Here is an 18,055-nt window from a genome sequence, read left to right on the forward strand (position 1 = left end):
CTTGACGTGGATATAGTCAATACATCAGGGCAAAAAAATGATATCGGAGTATAACAGTCTGCATGCCGGCATGCCAACGCGCCAAGCCTGGCATAGCTGAGGAGTCGTTTTGAACGAGGGTGTGACAAGCAACCACCCGGTGAGCCAAACCGGAATCTTGAACATCGTACTGACCCATTTCTGGTTCAAAATGTTCGGCACCATGGGTTTTACCATGGCGTTTTTTGTCGCTTATGTCTATCTGCTCCGACACCCCGCCTCCCAGGTCACCATCATTCCCGTCACGCGACTGGACGAGCTGGTCGGATTCCAGCCGTGGGCACTGCCGATTTACCTGTCGTTGTGGTGCTATGTTTCGCTGCCGGCGGTATTGATGCAGACCCGACGGGAAATTGTCGATTACGGTTTTCGGGTTGCCCTGCCCTGCTTGATCGGGCTAGCGATTTTCTATTTCTGGCCCAATGCCATCGCGCCAGCCGATATAGACTGGAAGCAATACCCAGGCGTGGCCTTTCTGAAAAACGTCGATACCGCAGGCAATGCCTTTCCTTCTCTGCATGTGGCAACCGCGGTATTTTCCTCGCTGTGGCTGCACTGGCGCATCCGGGCACTGCAATTTGGCCATAGCATCGAATGGGCCAACATCGTCTGGTGTGTGGCCATCGCCTACTCCACCATGGCGGTCAAACAGCATGTCGCACTGGACGTGCTGGCCGGCACCCTGCTTGGGCTGAGCTCGGCTTGGCTGACCGGCCTGAAAGCCCATGCCCGCGGCGGCAGCCTGTCACTCTGACAAGAGATCACTCCCCGTATCGTTACTCCACCGCCGAAACATCCGCACCTTGTTAAGATACTTGGCCCCAGATTTTGATGGCGCATACTTTCCCACCAAAGGGAAGGAAGCACTATGGGGCAGATTCTTCACAGCCGCACCACTACGACAGAAGCAGTTCGTCGAGCAATACCAAATAGTCAAGAGAGCCTGAGGGTTCTGGCCAAGCACTACGGGATTAATCAGAAGACTGTCGCCAAGTGGAAGCAGCGTCTGCCCACCACCGATCATCGGACCAGCTCAAGACAACCGGAATCGACCATTCTGCCCCCCCCCCGAAAAGAGGCGCACATCGTAGCCTTTCGCAGACACACATGCCCGACTACCTGTATGCGCTGCAGCCTTCTATTGCCCATCCGACGCGCCCATCACTGCACCGGTGCTTGTAGAGGTATGGAATCAGCCGGCTGCCGCAGGTCGAGGGCGCTAAACCGGCTCGCAAGGCGTTCAAACGTTACCCAATTGACTACTTTCACATCGACATCTCCGAGGCGCATACGGCGCAGGGCAAGCCTTATCCTTTCGTGACCATCGATCGCACGTCTAAGTTCGCCTTCGTGCACCTGAAAGAACGCGCCACGGTCGCGATAGCCACCGCGCTCCTGAAGGCACTGATCTGCGCAGTACCCTACAAGATCCACACGGTACTGACCGACAACGGAATCCAGTTCGGTGATCTTCCCTCGCGCAGGAAGGGTCCAACTGCCAGATTGCGCATGCACCTGTTCACTCGCTCCTGCATGCGCAACGGTATCGAGCATCGGACGACCCAACCCAATCATCCCTAGACGAATGGGCAGGTCGAGCGCATGAACCGCACCATCAAGGAAGCCATTGCCAGGCACCACCACCACGACAGCCACGATCAACTCCGAGAGCACTTGCAGGACTTCATTGACGCCTACAACTTTGCCCGCCACCTGAAAACGCTCAAGGGGCTGACACCCTATGAGTACCTCTGCAAATGCGGACTCAGTGCCTGACCGATTCAGCATCGATCCGGCCCATCAAATGCCGGGACTAAACATCTCTTTGGGGAGCCTCGCCCTACCTATCCCGGCATTGGAAAAGAGAGGCCCTTTGCGTTATCCAAATACTGACGAAATGGGCAGACAGCACCGAGAATCCACCAACCCAAAAAGACTAAGCATCAAGACTGCGATACATCTCCATTACCATTGTTTGGGTTTCCTCACCATGCTGCTCGTCTAGCTTGGCGCATTCTTCACTGATCTTGCCGGCCAGTTCGACCACCCGTCGAGCGATCACCGCCGGATCAAGCTCGTGCGAACCGATCTGCGCGGCAATGATGTGTGATGCCGCGATCACATGGGCATTGTTCATGGCGCATCTTCCACAAAGTGCACTAGACCTAAGCCTAGACTGCGCCACGGCGAAATAGCCAATCAACGCATATCGCAACCCTCACGACGCGGGGCCACTTTTTCTACCCGTATGGCACTTGGCCACCACTACTGTTAAAGCTTACTTAATGAACGTGGTGACCAATCACACCACCGACAGCAGCCCCACCGACCGTGCCGATCGCATCACCGCCAGTCAACACGTTCCCGATAACAGCCCCGGCACCCGCGCCGACCACCGTGTTTCTATCCTGTCGAGACATCCCCGCACAGCCGGTCATCAACGCGACCAACGACATTGCTAATGCAAGACTTTTCATCGAGCCACTCATGATTAACCTCCTTAGCCTAAACAACACTAAGCCTTACTTTAAGTCTATCTTGGCAACCCGACACAGCCAGAAAACACCAAAAAATATCGTTAACAATCATTAAGTTGCAAAAACACGCAATCAACAAAGAGCACATCCGACTATCTTGCGGGCGGCCGAAAAACAAGGTCCTGGACGCAAAAGCGCCCCGACTACCGAGGTGTTCTCGATAGTCGGGGCGCCATATGGGTCCATCCACCCCTAGCCGAAAATTTAACCTCGGGAGAGGTGAATAGTGCTGACTACATTCCGGACTTAAGCACTTTCTTCCTTGAAGCGACCATAGCTCATCAAGCGCTCCATGCGTTGCTTCAGCAATTCGTCAATCGACTTGCCGGCCATCTCTTTCAGCTCTTCTTGCAGCACGCGCTTTAGCGCCACCATCATCTGGCCGTGATCGCGATGAGCGCCACCCAAGGGCTCGTTGACCACACGGTCGACCAAGCCCAGCGTCTTCAACCGGCTTGCGGTGATTCCTAGCGCCTCGGCCGCGTCGGATGCACGTTCGGCCGTCTTCCACAGAATCGAAGCGCAACCTTCCGGCGAGATCACCGAATAGGTCGAATACTGCAGCATATTCAGCACGTCGCCGACAGCGATCGCCAGCGCGCCGCCGGAACCGCCCTCGCCGATCACGGTGCAGATCACCGGCACGCGCAGGCGGGTCATCTCATACAGATTGCGACCGATCGCCTCCGACTGACCACGCTCCTCGGCGCCGATACCGGGGTAGGCCCCCGGGGTGTCGATGAAGGTGATCACCGGCACGCCGAATTTTTCGGCCAACTTCATCAGCCGCAGCGCCTTGCGGTAGCCCTCGGGACGCGGCATGCCGAAGTTACGGCGAATCTTTTCCTTGGTATCGCGCGCCTTCTGATGGCCGATCACCATCACACTCTGGCCGTTAAAGCGCGCCAGACCGCCAACGATCGCAGCGTCATCCGCGAACGCGCGGTCACCATGCAGCTCTTCAAAGTCGGTGAAGAGGTTCGCGATGTAGTCGAGCGTATAAGGTCGTTGCGGGTGACGAGACACCTGCGAGATCTGCGACGGCGTTAGCTTGCTATACACCGCCTTGGTCAATTCCTGGCTTTTTTTCTGCAGACGAGCGATCTCTTCGGAGATATCGAGTACCGAATCATCCTGTACAAATCGCAGCTCTTCTATTTTGTTCTCGAGCTCGGCAATCGGCTGCTCAAAATCGAGAAAAGTCGGCTTCATTGGTTACATCATCCGCGTGAGAAAATCGGTCAATCATACATGAGTGAAACCGGGGGCGTCACGCCTGTCCGACAAGACGCTCTGCCATGACATAGAAGCCGAAACAGACGATCGTTTATTTTTTTTGGAAAAACGCTTGCACGCCCGTCAGGGTTATGTTTTAATCCGCTTCCTCGCTGAAACGCAACACGAAAACAGCGAGAAACACAGCAGTTGCAGGGCGTTTAGCTCAGTTGGTAGAGCGTCTGCCTTACAAGCAGAATGTCGGCGGTTCGACTCCGTCAACGCCCACCAAAGTTTGTGTGGAGTGGTAGTTCAGTTGGTTAGAATACCGGCCTGTCACGCCGGGGGTCGCGGGTTCGAGTCCCGTCCACTCCGCCAACATATAATGTAGTGTCCAAGAGCATCTGGGCGGTTAGTCTCAGTTGGTAGAGCACTGCCTTCACACGGCAGGGGTCGCTGGTTCGAGTCCAGTACCGCCCACCAGTTGCTGGAGTGGTAGTTCAGTTGGTTAGAATACCGGCCTGTCACGCCGGGGGTCGCGGGTTCGAGTCCCGTCCACTCCGCCAACACCAAAAAGCACCCGAAAGGGTGCTTTTTGCATTTCCCCCTCCTTCCCTACCGGCCACGACACTAGAAAGGCCCGCCACACCACGGAGCACCTACACCATCAAGTCCCGCACAAGATCCAATGGACCGATCGGTCAGATAACCGTACCCCCCCATTCCAGCACAAGCTCACCCGAGCGCAGCAAAACGCGAGACTCACAGAATCACCATCAAAACCATCTGAAAAGGCTCGCCCCCCCGCGCGCGCCCCCCCCCCGCCCCTCCAGCCGCCATCCGAAGCCCGGCAAAAAGCGCCCGGGGGCGCTTGATTAAATATCGGACAGCAGGCGAGAACCGTCGATCAACGACGCCGGGACGCGACGAGCCCCCAGGTGAACACGATCACACCGATGAAGAACACTCCACTCCAGAACGGCATCGACTGACCGAGGAAGGTCCAGTCCACCCTCGCGCATTCACCACTACCGTGAAACACCTTGGCCAGCACGTCGGCCATCGGCATCGTCTCGAGCATATAGTCGAGACCCGGGCCACAGGCCGGCACCTGGTCAGCGGGCAGGTGCTGTAACCACACCTGGCGAGCCGCCACACCACCACCGGTCAACGCGGCCAGCGTAACCAACAACGCCGAGAACTTTATCCCCCAATCCTTCGGATTGACCAATGCCGCGATCAATGCGAGCAGGCCTACGACGATCACCGCCACTCGCTGCATGATGCACATCGGACACGGCTCTAACCCCATCTGATACTGCGCATACAGCGCAAACCCCATCGCGGCAGCACAGCCGAGTGCAATCAGGAAAAATCCCGTCCGCGGACGCGATAACAACATAACACCCCCTGTTTTGATACTGTTTTTGTATGCCAGATAGAAAGCCGACTGGTCGGCTCGTCGCGGTAGAGTCACAACGACGGCGATTAGTTCACACCATCGTTAATAATTCACCTCAACCGGATCGAGATAACACCACAGAAACCAACTGGCCACGCTGCGCCACGGCCGCCAACGCTCGCCGAGTTCCCGACATTCGGCCAGGCTCGGCCTAGCCCCATGGAAATACAATTCTGCCAGCGCCCGCTGCACACCGATGTCGTCAACCGGCCAGATATCTGCCCGGCTGAGATTGAAGATCAGACACATTTCCGCAGTCCAACGGCCGATGCCGCGCACCGCAGTCAATGCCGCCAGCACCTCTTCATCGCCAGCAGCCGCCAGCCGCTCGACCGTGAGCCGGCCGTCGTGAAAATGCGCGGCTAGATCGCGCGCATAGCCGACCTTGCGGGCAGACAAGCCCACCCCTCGCAAAGCCGTCTCATCGGCAGCCAGCACCGCAGCCGGCGAATGATCATTGAGCAAGGCGGTTAGTCGCCCCCAGATCGTCTCCGCGGCTCGCATCGAGATCTGCTGACCGACGATGGCACGTAACAAGGTTTCAAAGGGCTCGCCGCGTGTTTTGAGCACCGAGCCACCGAAACGCTCGATCAATCCGGCCATCACTGCATCCCTACTGGCCAGCTCGGCACAGGCCTGCTGCCAGTAGGGTGGCGCGCTCATGCGTCGCCCGCTACCGTCATGCCATCGATCAAGATCGAACCGACTTTTTTCGACCCACGCATGATTGCGTCGTTAGCCACGGCACTGATGGAGGCAAACATTTCTCGCAGATTGCCGGCGATAGTGATTTCCTCGACCGGGTAGACGATTTGACCGTTCTCCACCCAGAAGCCGGCAGCACCGCGCGAGTAGTCGCCGGTTACCAGGTTGATCCCCTGCCCCATCAGCTCGGTGACGATCAGGCCAGTCCCCATCTGTCTTACCAGCTCATCGAAGCTTTCGCCTGTACTGTGCAGCACCAAATTGTGCGGCCCGCCAGCATTGCCAGTGGTGCTCATACCAAGTTTTCGTGCCGAGTAGCTGCTGAGGAAATAGCCCTCCAGCACACCGTGGTCTACGACGCGGCGCGAGCAGGTTGCCACCCCCTCGTTGTCGAACGCACTGCTGCCGAAGCCACGAAGCAGGAAGGGGTCCTCGTCGAGGGTGACATTGGCCGAAAACACCGGCTTGCCCAGCGCATCGAGCAGGAAACTCGATTTGCGATACAGGCTGCCGCCGCTCACCGCCGAGACGAAGTGGCCGATCAGCGACGAAGCCGCCGGCGACTCGAACAGCACCGGATAGCGGCCGGTCTTGACGCGACGGCCGCCGAGACGTCGCACTGTGCGCTCGCCGGCGATGCGCCCCACTTGCTCGACCGGCTCCAGATCGTCCGGATGCCGGGCCAGGCTGTACCAGTAGTCGCGCTGCATCGCTCCATTGGCCTCGGCAATCACCGCTGCCGAGATGCTATGCCGCGAGCTCGGGAAACCCGCCATAAAACCGTGGCTGTTAGCGTAGATGAACTGGCTATCCTGACTGGAGACGGTCGCACCTTCGGAATTGCGGATGCGCGCATCGACGGCGCGGGCCGCCGCTTCGCACTGGCGCGCCAGCTCGATCGAGCGCTCGACACCGACATCCCACGGGTAAAACAGATTGAGCGCCGGGAATTCGGTAGCCAAGAGGCCGCGGTCCGCGAGGCCCGCACAATCGTCTGCCGCGGTGTAGCGGGCGATGTTGACTGCGGCGGCCACGGTGTCGGCCAGCGCCTCGGCAGAAAAGTCGGCGGTACTGGCATGGCCCTTCTGCTGGCCGATGTAGACGGTGACGCCGACACCCTTGTCCTGGTTGTATTCGATGGTTTCCACCTCACCCAGGCGCACCGTCACGGTCTGTCCACGCCCTTCGGAAACATCCACCTCGCAGGAGGTCGCCCCCTGCCGAGTTGCCAGATCGAGCACCTGGGCGGCAATCCCTTCCAGGGCATCGCGGGAATAGCTGAAAACGTTGGCTGTCATGGTTTCCTTGCGCAATAAGCGGCCCGACGGCTCGGGCCTTTTTCGGTATCATACCAGTCTTGATATATAAGGCAGCGAACGATGACCGACTCCTATCAGAATAGTCCAGGCGATGAATGGGTCAGCAAGACCCAGCGCAAGAAAGACATGAGCGACCTGCAAGCGCTCGGCGCCGAGCTGACGGCGCTGTCCAGCGACACGCTGAAGAAAATGAAACTGCCTGAGGATCTGCTCGCCGCCCTGCTCGACTACAAGCGCTTCACCGCTCATGGGGCACTCAAGCGCCAGGAACAATACATCGGCAAGCTGATGCGCGACGTCGACCCCGAGCCGATCCGCCAGTTTCTGGCAATCCTTCGTGGCGAATCGAATGAACACAATGCCTGGCTGCACCGCGTGGAACGCTGGCGCGAACGCCTGATGGCCGAAGACGCCACGCTGCAGCAATTTCTCGGCGAGCACCCGGATGCTGACGTGCAGCAGTTGCGCACACTGATCCGTAATGCCCGCAAGGAACTACATGAGAACAAGCCGCCGAAGAACTTCCGCGCGCTGTTCCAGGAAATCAAGCGCCTGATTCCAGAACCGGGCAAGCCGCGTAATGAAGAAGCCTACGGCGAGGACGAGGAATGAACACGCTGAAGATCGGCTTGGTGTCGATTTCCGATCGCGCCAGCAGCGGTGTCTATCAAGACCAGGGCATCCCGGCGCTGCAGGACTGGTTCAACGCTACACTGACCAGCCCCTTCGTCACCATTACCCGCCTGATCCCGGATGAACAACCGGTGATCGAGGAAACGCTGCGACAGCTGGTCGACATCGAAGGCTGCCATCTGGTGCTGACCACCGGTGGCACAGGGCCGGCACCGCGCGACGTCACTCCCGAGGCGACGCTCGCGGTCGCCGACCGCGAAATGCCAGGCTTTGGCGAGCAGATGCGCCAGATCAGCCTGCGTTTCGTACCGACCGCAATCCTGTCGCGCCAGGTTGGCGTCATCCGCAAGCATTCGCTGATCCTGAACCTGCCTGGCCAGCCGAAGGCGATCAAGGAAACGCTCGAAGGCCTGAAGGACGCCGACGGCAAGGTGCTGGCCTCCGGCATCTTCGCCGCTGTGCCGTACTGCATCGATCTGATCGGTGGCCCATATATCGAAACCGACGAGTCCGTCGTCAAGGCGTTCCGCCCGAAATCGGCGATCAAACCGCGGGCATGAACCCGTACCGCGCCCCGCGCTGGCTGAAAGGCGGCAACGCCCAGACCATCTGGCCGGCGCTCTCGCTGAAATTACCCACGCCGACGTATCGCCGCGAGTTGTGGCCGACGGCAGACGGCGGCATGATCGCGCTCGACTTCATCGACGGGCAGCTCGGTGCACCACTGGTGGTGCTGTTTCACGGCCTGGAAGGCAGCAGCCAGAGCCATTACGCCAAGGCGCTGATGCACGAGGTGAAACGCCGCAGCTGGCACGGCGTGGTATCGCATTTTCGCGGCTGCGGCGGGGTGGAGAACACACAGCGTCGCGCCTACCATGCTGGCGATTCGGCCGAGGTTGCCTGGATATTGCAGAAGTTGGCCGAACGCCATGCGACGCTGTACGCCGCCGGGGTGTCGCTGGGCGGCAATATGCTAGCCAAGTATTTGGGCGAACAGCGCGCCTCTGCACGCTGCCAGGCGGCGGCGGTGATTTCGGCGCCTCTTGACCTTCACGCTGCCAGCACCCGGCTTGATCGTGGCCTCGGACGCCTGCTCTACACCCGAATGTTCCTCAACACGCTAAAGCCCAAGGCTTTCAGCCAGTTGCGACGCCACCCCGACCTGTTCGACGGCCAGCGCCTGCGGCGCGCCCACTCATTCCGGGAGTTCGACGACCTAGTCACCGCCCCCTTGCACGGTTATCGCGACTGCCACGACTACTGGTATCGCGCCAGCAGCAAACCGTTGCTGACGTCGATCACGGTGCCGACACTGATTCTGAACGCACGCAACGACCCCTTTCTGCCGCCGTCGGCGTTGCCGACCCGGGCCGAAGTGAGCAGCTGCGTCACCCTCGAACAACCCGAAGAAGGCGGCCATGTCGGCTTCGTCACCGGCAGCTTCCCCGGCCGTATCGACTGGTTGCCGCAACGTCTGTTAGCCTTCTTCGATTCGGCCGCTGCCGCCTAGCGCTGGCCTACCATAACAACATAGAGAAACCAAACTATGTCCGACATTCTCAACCGCATACTGGCGACCAAGCAGCAGGAAGTCGCCGCTGCCCTGGCCAGCCGACCTCTTGCCGAAGTGCGCGCCGCCGCCGAAGACCGTCTCGACCGGCGTGACTTCATCGCCGCCCTACGCGCCAAACACGCACTGGGCCAGGCCGGCGTCATCGCCGAGATCAAGAAAGCCAGCCCGAGCAAGGGCGTGATCCGTGAAAACTTTCAACCGGCAGAGATCGCCAAGAGCTACGCTGCCCACGGTGCCGCCTGCCTGTCTGTCCTAACCGACCGCGACTACTTCCAGGGGGCACCCGAATACCTGCAGGCCGCTCGTGCAGCCTGCCACCTGCCGGTGCTGCGCAAGGACTTCATGGTCGACCCGTACCAGATTTACGAAGCGCGCGCGATGGGCGCCGACTGCATCCTGCTGATTGCTGCCGCACTGTCGGGCGACACGATGCGCGAGTTCGAAGCTCTGGCGCACGAACTGGGCATGGCGGTACTAGTCGAGGTGCACAATGCCGAGGAACTGGAGACAGCGCTGACGCTGTCCACCCCGCTGATCGGCATCAACAACCGCAACTTGCGCACCTTCGAGGTCAGCCTGGCCACCACGCTGAAGCTGCTGCCGAAGATCGGCGCCGAGCGCATCGTGGTGACCGAGAGCGGCATCGCCACTGCCGACGACGTTCGTCTGATGCGCACCAGCAACGTACACACCTTCCTGGTAGGCGAAGCGTTCATGCGCGAGGCCGAGCCGGGCGTGGCGCTGGAGCGCCTGTTCGCCTGACAAAACATTGACCACGAAACAACAACGCCCCGGCATCCCGGGGCGTTTTGCATGACATTTGGCCGAATGACTCAATAGTCGACACCGAGATACATATAGCCAGTGAGCCTGCCGCCCTTGGCATAGCCCATGCCAAGGAAGAACGGCCCCAACAAGGTATCGGCACCGAGGAACAGCGTTCCTCCTGGCAGCCAACTGGTGTTCTGCGCTGTCCACAGCTCGTTCCAAACCTTGCCAGATTCGAGCGACATCCCAGCATACACCCCGCTACCGATCGCCGACGGCAGTGTCGACACCCGCCAATACCCCATCAGGCGTGCCAGCGCGACCTTGTCACCGATCAACTCGTCCTGCTGATAACCGGACAGATTCAGGAAGCCGCCGAGCATCTGCGGCTGACTCTGGAAACGGGGACCGGCAAGATTGCCGCGATATTTGCCGGTAAGCCGGAACGTGACGTCGCCGAAAGTCTTCACATATTCTGCGGTGGACAATACCGTCCGGCTCTGAGCCTGGTTATCGCTGTAGTAGGACGCATCGACTTCACTGTTGAGATAGTAGCCCGCCCGCGGCCAGCGCGGGTTGTCGAACTGATCGACGACCAGACTGGCCCTGATACCGGACTCGGTGTAAGCGCTACCTGGCAGCTCCACCGGTACACTACCAATCAGTACCTGGTCAGAACCGACCTTGACCTTCAGCCAGTCGTGCGAACGGTAAACCCCCAGGCGCGCCTCGCCATAACGCCCTAACGCCAAGCCGACATCCCCCTCGAAGCGCGACTTGTCATACTCCAGATCAGCCACATGCTGATGCCCCGGCATGAACAGCGGCAATACCTGCGAGTCGTACCGGTAGGAGCCGGCCACAAACACCGGGCTACCCGCCCAGAGCGGCTGATAAAGCTCGCTTTTAAACAGCGTCGACTGGCCAAACTCGACGTTATTGCGCCAGGTCGCACCGGCCGAATTGAGCCAAGTCAATTCATGCGATCCGAGGACACCAAAGCTGGCATCGCCCGGCTGGCTAGACTGCAAGGTCAGCCCAAAACGGAAATAGTTAGGCCCGATCGATCGCTCCAGTGGCATCAGCGCCATCACGCTGCGCCCATCGTGATTGCCCAGGCTGTACGACAACTGATCGTAATCCCCGGTAGCAAACAGATCAGTCAGCTTTTGCTGGACCTGATCGACCGTCTGCGGCTGCCCATTCTCGCTATTCAGAATCTTGGTTAGACCCTTGGTGTTGCCATAGCGCGTACCGGCACCAGCCGCCACCTTAACCTCATCGACCTCGGGAACCGGCGCCTGCAGGAGGCGAGCGTGCCAGCGCGCATACTCCGCATCGGACACTGACAACGCGCGCAGACGGCTCTCGAACGGTTTCACCGCCGCCTTCCCGCGCGCGATGATCGCCTGGTTATTGGCGAAATCGGATGCCGACACGTCGTTCAGATCGGGGCGGATCACGATGTCGCTCGGCCTGAGCAGGGTCATTTGCTCTTGGACGTTACGGTTGACCGCGATATTGGTGGTCTGCGAGATCACGTCAAGCAGCGAATTAATCTCGTTGGCCTTCAGCATCGGCGTGCCAACGTCGACCACAATGATCCTGTCGGCACAGGTAGTGACATCCTGTATCGGCACATTGCGTGCAAGCATGCCGTCGACCAGCAACCGGCCATGATCTTCCACCAAGTCGAAAACACCCGGCACCGCCATGCTGGAGCGCATGGCCATTGCCAAACTGCCGCGGTCGAACACCACGGCGTCGCCGGTCACCAGATCGGTAGCGACAGCACGGAACGGGATGGGCAACTTATCGAACGAATCGACGGTGCGATCCCGCACCAAGTTGCGGATATAGAGGTCTATTTCCTGCGAATTGATCGCGCTGCGAGGCAAGCGGAACTGTCCGTCACGCATGCCGAAGGTCAGGTCGAAATAGTTCTTGTAGTCGTCGCGCTTGCGATCGTAGGGTACATCGGCGCGCGCCGGCTTGCCGGATAGCATGCCATCCCAGTCGGCGACCTTGAGTTTGGCCGACAGCTCATCCAGCGACATCCCACTAGCGTAGGCCCCGCCGATCAGTGCGCCGGCACTGGTACCGGCAATACAGGAAATCGGGACTTTCAGCCTCTCCAGCTCCTGCAGCACACCCAAGTGCGCGAAGCCACGCGCCCCGCCACCACCGAGCACCACGCCAATGCGTGGGGGCTGAGGGCTGTCACCCGCACCCCATGCTGACATGCCACTGCCCAAGCCCAGTAGCATCAGGCAGAATGTCAGGAACGGCTTTTGCAAATAATTGCTCACTCAGAACGTCTTTGTCATAAACTGTCGGCAATCCGTTTATTTTACCGGCTCGGCCGTGTTCGCAATATCCTGTTTTGCTTCTAGAAGGCACGCCCAACGGTATGTTCGACTTCAAATCGTTTATCGGCACCCTGCTTAGCAATGCGCCGTCTCGCTCGAACACCGCTCAATCGGCGACTCAACTGCTGCGCGATCTGCCGGGGACCGATTATTTCGATGCCCTGACCGAAATCACCAAGGCCATCGTCAGAATCAACGCGGACACGCAGATTCCACTCAAGGAACGAATCCGTACCCTGCTCTACGTCGACGCTCGCGCCTATCCGTTGTACTGCATGCTTTGCCGAGAATACCTCACCGACGAATGCCGCAACAAAATCCAGCTGCCGACCATCCTCGCCTACCTGCACGAAATCGCGAACGCTTATCAGATCTGTCTGCGCCTCTATCAGGCAGCGCCAACGGCCCATCTGGAGGATCGCATCCAACAGGCCGCCTTGCATGGCCTGTACCACCAGGCGCGCCTGGTATTCTGGAATGCCCAACGCTACGTCAAGACTGACAGCATGGTCTGGCAGCAGGCCTACCGGTTCTATGCTTTCCTTGAGGAGAGTGGCATTGCACGCCTGCCACTGAGACTCTACCAAGGCGACACTGAATCGGTCAGTGCCGAGCAACTGTTGCTCAACGCCAGCATGCTGGCACTCGCCTATCCGGACAATATGCAGAGCGTCGAGATCCAGGCAGTCGATCGCTTGCTGCGGCTTCTGGTGACGTCACTGACCCTCAGCCGCCAACCTGAACTCAATGAGCCAGTCTACGCCCTCGATCTCGACACCCCTGATGCTCCCCAGCTGTGGCACCACGGTACAGCCAGCAAGGCGGGACGCTACTGGTCGGCACAGCCTTTGTCGGTCGCGCTCGCAGACATCATGTTTAGCCTGGACCAAGGCCTGCCGCCGGTCCTCGCTGATATCGGCTTGGGCCTCACTGCTGACGCTTGGCGCCAGTTGGCCGACAAGCTCGGCGTGCGCTGGTCGCACGATGGCGGTGTCTCGTTGCGCAAGGCGGTACGCGAACTGCGCAGCGAAGACGTAGCGGTGACCATCGGCTTTGCCCCGAGCGCGCTTCTGGTCAAGCTGCAGGACGCCGACTACCATAACCACCCCGAGCGTGGACTCTGGAAACTGACCGACAGCAGCTCAAGCGGCATGGGCCTGCTCTACCTAGGCCGAGCACTGGAGCGGTTGCGGATCGGATTCTTGGTGGTCGTGCTGCAAAACGACAAGCCTGCTGTTCTGGCCGTGGTGCGGCGTCTGCAACGCCAACCGGAAGGAGGTACACGGGTCGGCATCGAAACGCTCGGCCATTCCCCACTCGGCGTCACACTCTGCTCCATCGACCGCACAGCCGATCCCGTGGGTGCCCTCTATATCACTCAGCCCAACTCGCACACCGGCCAGCACTGGCTGTTGCTACCGGAGAACCACGCCGTTGAGGGACGAACCCTGATCATGCTGGTTCAAGATGAGACGTACCAGATCCGGCTGCACGCCCCTAGCCGCCGCTTCGGCGACTGCGTGCATTGCGAGTTCGACACCCTGTCGCGACTCGACCCGGCAACCACTTAAGCTAGGCGTATCCAATAAAAAGACGCCAACGAACTGTTGGCGTCTTTACGTTGTAACCGACAAGGTTGGCCAAGCCCTGTGCATTGACCAACCTTACGGACCTTAGAGCACTTCCAGAATACCCGCAGCGCCCATGCCGGTGCCGATGCACATCGTCACCATGCCGTAGCCCTTCTGGTCGCGGTTGCGCATACCGTGGATCAGCGTCGCGGCACGGATTGCGCCGGTCGCGCCCAGCGGATGGCCCAGGGCGATCGCGCCGCCGTGCGGGTTGATCACGCTGGCATCCAGGTCCAGATCGCGGATCACCGCCAGCGCCTGCGCGGCAAACGCTTCGTTCAGCTCGATCCACTTCAGGTCGTTCTGCGCCAGACCCGCCTGTTTCAACGCGGCCGGAATCGCTTCCTTCGGACCGATACCCATGATTTCCGGCGGCACGCCCTTGACCGAGAAGGTCACGTAGCGCGCCAGCGGCACCAGGTTGAACTGCTTCAGGATCTTTTCCGACACGATGATCACCGCGCCGGCACCATCCGACATCTGCGAGCTGTTGCCGGCGGTCACCGAACCCTTGGCGTCGAACACGGTCTTCAACTTGGCGAGACCCTCCAGGGTGGTATCGCGACGCGGACCCTCGTCGGTGTCCAGCGTCTTGTTGACCAGCTTCACTTCGCCGGTTTCCAGGTTCGGAATGCGATAGGTCACATCGAGCGGCGTGATCTCCGACTTGAACGCGCCGCTCTCGATCGCGGTGAGCGCACGGCGATGCGACTCCACCGCGAACGCATCCTGGTCTTCACGCGACACGTTCCACTGCTGCGCCACCCTCTCGGCGGTCAGGCCCATGCCGTAGGCGATGCCATAGTTCTCGTCCTTGGCGAAGATTTCCGGGTTCAACGCCACCTTGTTGCCCATCATCGGCACCAGCGACATCGACTCGGAACCGGCCGCGATCACCACGTCGGCTTCACCCAGGCGGATGCGGTCGGCAGCCATCTGCACCGCGTTGATGCCGCTCGAGCAGTAACGGTTGATGGTCACGCCGCCGACGGTGTTCGGCAGGCCGGCCAGCAGCACACCAATACGCGCCATGTTCAGGCCCTGTTCCGCTTCCGGGAAGGCACAACCCACGATGCAGTCGGCAATCAGGTTCGGATCCAGCGTCGGAACCTGGGCCAGCGCACCGGTGATCACGTGGGCGAGCATGTCGTCCGGGCGCACGTGGCGCATCATGCCGCGCGGCGCCTTGCCGACCGGCGTGCGGGTCGCCGCAACGATGTAAGCTTCCTGTACTTGCTTGGTCATTTCTATTCTCCATCAATCACGGCAGGCGGCCCCTCAGCGCGTCTGCCGTCATCTGTATTCGCTATCGATCAGTTGCGCAGTGGCTTGCCGGTGGTCAGCATGTTGGCGATGCGGTCCTGGGTCTTGCTGTTCTGCAGCAGGGTCATGAAGGCCTTGCGTTCCAGATCCAGGATCCACTGCTCGTTGACCTCGGTGCCGGCCTCGACATCTCCGCCGGTCATCACGTCGGCGATCAGGCCGGCGATGAAGAAGTCATGCTGGCTGATGAAGTGGCCTTCCAGCATGTTGACCAGTTGGCCCTTGATCGATGCGGCACCGGTGCGGCCGGCGACCGGGAAGCTCTTCACCTTCAGCGGCGGACGGTAGCCGGATTCGGCCATCGCCAGTGCCTGCTGCTTGGCGACGTACAGCAGCTCGTAGGCGTTGAACACCACCACGTCGGTCTTGCGGAAGTAGCCGATCTCCTGCGCCTCGACCGCACTGGTGGCGACCTTGGCGGTGGCGATGGCCATGAAGTAGTCCTTCAGCGCGGCCAACAGGTCTCCCTTCTGTTCCTGCGAGGCACGCAGCGCGAACTCCTTGCAGCCGCCGCCGCCCGGCAGCAGGCCGACGCCCACTTCCACCAGACCGACATACGACTCCAGCGCGCCGACCACGCGGTCCACGTGCATCGCGAACTCGCAGCCGCCACCGAACACATAGCCCTGTGTTGCGGCCACGGTCGGGATCTGGCTGTAGCGCAGGCGCATCGAGGTGGCCTGGAAGCGACGGATCATGTTCTCGATCGAGTCCCAGTCGCCCATCATGAACGCCGGCATCATCGAGGACAGGTCGGCCCCCACTGAGAACGGTTCCTCGGTCTGCCAGATCACCAGGCCCTTGAAGCGTTCTTCAGCGATGTCGATCGCCTTGTTCAGGCCTTCAAGCACATCCGGGCCGATTGCATGGGCCTTGGACTTGAACGACACCACCAGCACCTCGTCACCGGTGGTGAAGACGCGCACGCCGTCGTTCTCGAACACGGTTTCGCCCAGCGACGCGGTGGCTTCGCCCAGCACCTTGGCCGGGGCCAGTTGGCGGGTGTACACGTCTAGCGTCGAGCGACCGATGCGCTTGCCTGTGGCGGCGTCGAAGGAACCGTCGGCGAAATGCACGCCGGTGCGGTCCGCTTCCAGCACCCAGGCCGGCAGTTCGGCCGACGTCAGGGCCTTACCGGCCTTCACATCTTCCTCGACCCACTTGGCCACTTGCTGCCAACCGGCACTTTGCCAGGTCTCGAATGGACCGACGCTCCAACCGAAGCCCCAGCGGATCGCGAAGTCGACGTCACGTGCCGAATTGGCGATGTCGGCCAGATGGAAGCCGATGTAGTGGAATACGTCGCGGAAGCATGCCCACAGGAATTGCGCCTGCGGGTGGCTGCTTTCACGCAGTTTCTTGAATTTTTGCGCCGGATCGGCGATTTTCAGGATTTCCTTGATCGCATCGTCACCTTTCTCGCCCGAGCCGACGTAGTCGCCGGTCTTCGGATCGAGCACGAACATCTGCTTGCCGTCTTTCTTGTAGATGCCGACGCGGGTCTTGGCACCCAGCGCACCGGCGGCGATCAGCTTCTGCAGCCATTCCGGCGACTTGAACAGCGAGTGCCATGGGTCGTTCGGCAGGGTGTCCTGCATGGTCTTCACCACGTGGGCGAAGGTGTCGAGGCCCACCACGTCGGCGGTACGGAAGGTCGCCGACTTCGGACGCCCCAGACGCGGGCCGGTCAGGTCGTCGACCACGTCGAAACGGATGCCGAACTTCTCGGCGTTGGAGATCGCCGCCAGCATCGAGAACACGCCGATGCGGTTGGCGACGAAGTTCGGGGTGTCCTTGGCTCGCACCACCCCCTTGCCCAGGGTGGTCACCAGGAAGCGCTCGAGATTGTCGAGCATGCCCGCCTCGGAGCCCTTGCACGGGATGATCTCGACCAGGTGCATGTAGCGCGGCGGGTTGAAGAAGTGCACGCCGCAGAAGCGCGGCTTCAGTGCGTCGGGCAGGCTGTCGGCCAGACCGTTGATCGACAGGCCCGAGGTATTGGTAGCGAAGATCGAGTATTCGCCGATAAACGGGGCAACCTTGGCGTACAGGTCGGTTTTCCAGTCCGTCCGCTCGGCAATCGCCTCGATTACCAGATCACACTCCTTGAGCAGATGCAGGTGGTCTTCGTAGTTGGCGGGCGTGATGTACTTCACCACGTCCTTGCTGGCCAGCGGCGACGGCTTCAGCTTCTTCAGGCCGTCGATGGCCTTCAGGGCGATGCCGTTCTTGTCGCCCTCTTTGGCCGGCAGATCGAACAAAATGGTCGGGACTTTGGCGTTGACGAGATGAGCGGCGATCTGCGCACCCATCACACCGGCGCCGAGTACGGCGACCTTACGCACGATGAACTTGGTATGAGACATGGTTTCCTCGTGTTATCGAATGAACACTTGTATTAAGACAGCCCCCTCTAAGCCGTCTTTCCGTAATGCGGGCGGCGCCTGCGCCCCGCCCCTTCACCACGCCTCTATCCGTTAC

15 protein-coding genes, 4 tRNA genes and 1 pseudogene are annotated in these 18,055 nt (G+C 60.3%); 11 read left to right on the plus strand and 9 right to left on the minus strand.

Translation table 11 applies throughout. From position 1 onward, the window contains the following. The first annotated feature begins 109 nt into the window (after window positions 1-109). Window positions 110-793 carry a phosphatase PAP2 family protein gene (locus tag QU481_RS01420; protein WP_289828084.1) on the plus strand — a complete coding sequence of 228 codons (684 nt, stop codon included), beginning with the start codon at window positions 110-112 and terminating at the stop codon, window positions 791-793. Between the two features lie 114 nt (window positions 794-907). Further along, window positions 908-1,858, plus strand: a pseudogene (locus QU481_RS01425) (IS481 family transposase); the annotation flags it as partial. A 117-nt stretch (window positions 1,859-1,975) separates the two neighbouring features. Here the strand turns inward: QU481_RS01425 and QU481_RS01430 are convergent. The 3 genes from QU481_RS01430 to QU481_RS01440 all read right to left on the minus strand — a co-directional run bounded on the left by QU481_RS01430 (window position 1,976) and on the right by QU481_RS01440 (window position 3,788). Then, window positions 1,976-2,176: a hypothetical protein gene (locus tag QU481_RS01430; RefSeq protein WP_289828085.1), complete on the minus strand. Its 201-nt coding sequence runs from the start codon at window positions 2,174-2,176 to the stop codon at window positions 1,976-1,978. Between the two features lie 145 nt (window positions 2,177-2,321). Further along, window positions 2,322-2,528 (minus strand): YMGG-like glycine zipper-containing protein, encoded by a 207-nt coding sequence (locus QU481_RS01435; RefSeq protein WP_289828086.1) that lies wholly within the window; start codon window positions 2,526-2,528, stop codon window positions 2,322-2,324. A gap of 294 nt (window positions 2,529-2,822) precedes the next feature. Then, the gene (locus QU481_RS01440) at window positions 2,823-3,788 is read right to left on the minus strand and encodes an acetyl-CoA carboxylase carboxyltransferase subunit alpha (protein ID WP_289828087.1); all 966 of its coding nucleotides are present in this window, start codon (window positions 3,786-3,788) and stop codon (window positions 2,823-2,825) included. A 218-nt stretch (window positions 3,789-4,006) separates the two neighbouring features. On the opposite strand from QU481_RS01440, the gene QU481_RS01445 reads away from it, so the two are divergent. The 4 genes from QU481_RS01445 (at window position 4,007) to QU481_RS01460 (ending at window position 4,357) form a co-directional block, all read left to right on the plus strand. Further along, window positions 4,007-4,082 (plus strand) — tRNA-Val (locus tag QU481_RS01445). Window positions 4,083-4,092: 10 nt separating this feature from the next. Then, a tRNA-Asp gene (locus QU481_RS01450) sits at window positions 4,093-4,169 on the plus strand. 28 nt (window positions 4,170-4,197) lie between these two features. Next, window positions 4,198-4,274, plus strand: a tRNA-Val gene (locus QU481_RS01455). Between the two features lie 6 nt (window positions 4,275-4,280). Then, window positions 4,281-4,357: transfer RNA gene (locus tag QU481_RS01460), tRNA-Asp, on the plus strand. A gap of 341 nt (window positions 4,358-4,698) precedes the next feature. Here the strand turns inward: QU481_RS01460 and QU481_RS01465 are convergent. From QU481_RS01465 to pmbA, 3 genes are all read right to left on the minus strand, one after another. Then, entirely contained in the window at window positions 4,699-5,193 is a 495-nt protein-coding gene (locus QU481_RS01465; RefSeq protein WP_289828088.1) for a disulfide bond formation protein B, read from the minus strand. 102 nt (window positions 5,194-5,295) lie between these two features. After that, complete coding sequence (locus QU481_RS01470) at window positions 5,296-5,856, minus strand: DNA-3-methyladenine glycosylase family protein (RefSeq protein ID WP_289828089.1); 561 nt, start codon at window positions 5,854-5,856, stop codon at window positions 5,296-5,298. A 56-nt stretch (window positions 5,857-5,912) separates the two neighbouring features. After that, on the minus strand, window positions 5,913-7,256 hold the full coding sequence (gene pmbA / locus QU481_RS01475; RefSeq protein WP_289828090.1) for a metalloprotease PmbA: 1,344 nt from the start codon (window positions 7,254-7,256) through the stop codon (window positions 5,913-5,915). An 81-nt stretch (window positions 7,257-7,337) separates the two neighbouring features. Between pmbA and yjgA the strand changes: the two genes are divergently transcribed. Genes yjgA through trpC form a run of 4 tightly spaced genes read left to right on the plus strand, consistent with a single transcriptional unit; the run spans window position 7,338 to window position 10,245 of the window. Continuing rightward, window positions 7,338-7,889, plus strand: a complete 552-nt coding sequence (gene yjgA, locus QU481_RS01480; RefSeq protein WP_289828091.1) for a ribosome biogenesis factor YjgA — start codon at window positions 7,338-7,340, stop codon at window positions 7,887-7,889. Then, the gene (mog, locus tag QU481_RS01485) at window positions 7,886-8,470 is read left to right on the plus strand and encodes a molybdopterin adenylyltransferase (RefSeq protein WP_289828092.1); all 585 of its coding nucleotides are present in this window, start codon (window positions 7,886-7,888) and stop codon (window positions 8,468-8,470) included. Before yjgA ends, mog begins: the two co-directional genes overlap by 4 nt. Further along, window positions 8,467-9,420, plus strand: coding sequence for a YheT family hydrolase (locus QU481_RS01490; protein WP_289828093.1), 954 nt, complete (start codon window positions 8,467-8,469; stop codon window positions 9,418-9,420). The genes mog and QU481_RS01490 overlap by 4 nt, the downstream gene beginning before the upstream one ends. Window positions 9,421-9,456: 36 nt before the next feature. Further along, complete coding sequence (gene trpC / locus QU481_RS01495) at window positions 9,457-10,245, plus strand: indole-3-glycerol phosphate synthase TrpC (RefSeq protein ID WP_289828094.1); 789 nt, start codon at window positions 9,457-9,459, stop codon at window positions 10,243-10,245. A gap of 71 nt (window positions 10,246-10,316) precedes the next feature. On the opposite strand, the gene QU481_RS01500 is transcribed toward trpC, so the two are convergent. After that, on the minus strand, window positions 10,317-12,560 hold the full coding sequence (locus tag QU481_RS01500; RefSeq protein ID WP_289828095.1) for a patatin-like phospholipase family protein: 2,244 nt from the start codon (window positions 12,558-12,560) through the stop codon (window positions 10,317-10,319). Between the two features lie 101 nt (window positions 12,561-12,661). Between QU481_RS01500 and QU481_RS01505 the strand changes: the two genes are divergently transcribed. After that, window positions 12,662-14,191: a cyclic-di-GMP receptor FimW-related protein gene (locus QU481_RS01505; RefSeq protein ID WP_289828096.1), complete on the plus strand. Its 1,530-nt coding sequence runs from the start codon at window positions 12,662-12,664 to the stop codon at window positions 14,189-14,191. Window positions 14,192-14,293: 102 nt separating this feature from the next. Here the strand turns inward: QU481_RS01505 and QU481_RS01510 are convergent, their stop codons facing one another. Both QU481_RS01510 and QU481_RS01515 read right to left on the minus strand, forming a co-directional pair. Continuing rightward, window positions 14,294-15,496, minus strand: coding sequence for an acetyl-CoA C-acyltransferase (locus tag QU481_RS01510; protein WP_289828097.1), 1,203 nt, complete (start codon window positions 15,494-15,496; stop codon window positions 14,294-14,296). Between the two features lie 68 nt (window positions 15,497-15,564). After that, window positions 15,565-17,940, minus strand: a complete 2,376-nt coding sequence (locus tag QU481_RS01515) for a 3-hydroxyacyl-CoA dehydrogenase/enoyl-CoA hydratase family protein (protein ID WP_289828098.1) — start codon at window positions 17,938-17,940, stop codon at window positions 15,565-15,567. Between the last annotated feature and the right edge of the window lie 115 nt (window positions 17,941-18,055).

This window comes from Crenobacter oryzisoli, assembly GCF_030385785.1.
GTDB lineage: Bacteria > Pseudomonadota > Gammaproteobacteria > Burkholderiales > Chromobacteriaceae > Crenobacter_A > Crenobacter_A oryzisoli.